This window comes from Burkholderia sp. MSMB1498, assembly GCF_001526245.1.
Lineage (GTDB): Bacteria > Pseudomonadota > Gammaproteobacteria > Burkholderiales > Burkholderiaceae > Burkholderia > Burkholderia savannae.
On sequence record NZ_LOYJ01000096.1, the window covers coordinates 1 to 2021 of the forward strand.

Below are 2021 nucleotides of genomic sequence, written 5' to 3' on the forward strand. Positions count from 1 at the left end.
TTCGATGATCTGCCGCTGCCGAACGACGAGCTCGAATATCTTCCGGACGGCGAAGAATCGCGTGCGATCCAGGGGCGCGAAGGCGTGCAGCGCTTGCAGCGTACGCGGCGGATCAAGTCGAACAACGTCGCGCTGCGCGACTTCGACTATCACGCGCCGTCGAACCGTCTGGACAGCGATGCGCAGCAGGTGTCGCCGCCGAATCTCGAAGGGATTCCGCTCGAATACTACGACTACGCGACCGGCTACAGCGAGCAGGAACAGGGCGAGCGCCTCGCGCGCCTGCGGCTCGAAGCGATCCAGGCGGACTCGCACGTGCTCGTCGGCGAGGCGAACGCACGCGCGCTCGCGACGGGCCGCGCATTCACGCTGGTCGGCCATCCGGCCGCGCAGCGCAATGGTCGGTACTACGTGACGAGCAGCGAGCTGACGTTCATTCAGGACGGACCGGATAGTACGTCGCAGGGCCGTAATGTCGCGGTGAAGTTCCGCGCGCTCGCCGACGACCAGCCGTTCCGCCCGCTTCTGACGACGTCGCGCCCCGAGGTGCCGGGCATCCAGAGCGCGACGGTGGTGGGCCCGGAGATGTCGGAGGTGCACACCGACAAGCTCGGGCGCATCCGCGTGCACTTCCACTGGGACCGCTACAAGACGACCGAAGCCGATGCGTCGTGCTGGATTCGCGTGTCGCAGGCTTGGGCGGGCAAGGGCTGGGGCGTGATCGCGATGCCGCGGGTCGGGCAGGAAGTGCTGATCACGTACGTCGACGGCGATCTCGACCGGCCGCTCGTGACGGGGATCGTCTACAACGGCGAAAACCCGACGCCTTACGATTTGCCGAAGGACATCCGCTACACGGGCCTCGTGTCGCGTTCGATCAAGCGTGCGGGCGGCTACCAGAACGCGAGCCAGATCACGTTCGACGACCAGCGCGGCGCGGAGCGCGTGATGATCCACGCGGAGCGCGACATGCAGCAGACGGTCGAGCGCAACAGCTCGACGTCGATCGCGCAGGACTTGAACCTGTCGGTGAAGGGCACGTCGACGTCGGTCGTCGGGATCTCGGTCAGCTTCACCGGCATCTCGGTGTCGTACACGGGGCTGTCGGTGAGCTTCACCGGCGTGTCGGCGAGCTTCACCGGCGTGAGCACGTCGTTTACCGGCGTGAGCACGAGCTTCACCGGCGTGTCGACATCGTTTACCGGCGTGAGCACGAGCTTCATCGGCGTGTCGACGTCGTTCACCGGCGTCGATACGGGCTTCAAGGGCGTATCGACCGCGATGATCGGCGTTTCGACCAGCGTCGTGGGTTCCAGCAACTCGGTGACGGGCGTGTCGAACAGCATGACGGGCATCTCGTCGTCATGGACCGACGTCAGCATGTCGACGACCGGCCAGTCGCAGAGCATCACCGGCGTATCGCTGTCGTACACGGGCACGTCGAACAGCATGACGGGCACGAGCACGTCGGTGACGGGCACGTCGACGAGCATCACGGGCACGTCGATGTCGAACACGGGCAGCTCGACGAGCATCACGGGCACGTCGATGTCGACGACGGGCAGCTCGACGAGCGTCACCGGATCGAGCGTGTCGACGACCGGCAGCTCGGTGAGCACGACGGGTTCGAGCGTATCGACGACGGGCAGCAGCGTGTCGGTGACGGGATTCAGCTTCTCGTACACCGGCGCGAGCTACTCGGACGTGGGCATCGACCTGAAGAAGGTCGGCATGCAAGTGAAGAGCTGACGCTATGCGCGATATCACACCATCATCGCTTTATGCGACTGAGGCGGCGAGACGAATTTGGGCTCGGATCGATAGCGTCGCGGTACCCGAATGTGCGGCGCCGACCGATGCCCGTTGCCGTATCGAGGCACGTGCGTCGGCGGATGCGAAGGCAGAGGGAGGGGCCATATGCGTCTGATCGAACTACGCAGTCCGCTGTTGGACCCGGATTCGGTTGCACTGAGCTTCGTGGTCCACGAGAACCTGTCGCAGGAGCCGTCGTATCAGCTCGA

The 2021-nt window shown here is 65.0% G+C and carries 1 protein-coding gene; it reads left to right on the plus strand.

What is annotated here, in order from left to right:
• Window positions 1–1749 (plus strand): type VI secretion system Vgr family protein (locus WS91_RS20460; protein WP_059670887.1); only part of this gene is annotated, 1749 nt, incomplete at its 5' end.
• Window positions 1750–2021: the final 272 nt, after the last annotated feature.